The organism is Pseudoalteromonas luteoviolacea NCIMB 1942 (genome assembly GCF_001625595.1).
Classification (GTDB): Bacteria; Pseudomonadota; Gammaproteobacteria; order Enterobacterales; family Alteromonadaceae; genus Pseudoalteromonas; species Pseudoalteromonas luteoviolacea_A.
Map to the genome: position 1 here is coordinate 1 of NZ_AUXT01000104.1, position 232 is coordinate 232.

The 232-nt window shown below is 46.1% G+C and carries 1 protein-coding gene; it reads right to left on the reverse strand.

Features of this window, described 5'->3' with window-relative positions:
* Nucleotides 1–232, reverse strand: a 232-nt coding sequence (locus N482_RS05640) for an IS3 family transposase (RefSeq protein WP_155730511.1), incomplete at both ends; no start/stop codon positions are given.

Consider the following 232-nt stretch of genomic DNA (forward strand, 5'->3'; position numbering starts at 1 on the left):
GCCACATAAACAAACCCACTCCAAGTGGCTACATAAGTGATATCTGCAACCCAGAGTTGATTTGGTTGCTCAGCAGTGAACTGGCGATTAACTAAATCTAATGGCTTATCTTGCTGCTCGTTTGGCAGAGTCGTTTTGCATACCTTGCCCCGCCGAGCACCTTGAATACCCATTTTTCGCATTAACCGCTCCACGGTACAACGTGCTACTTGATGACCGTCATTTTTCAGTT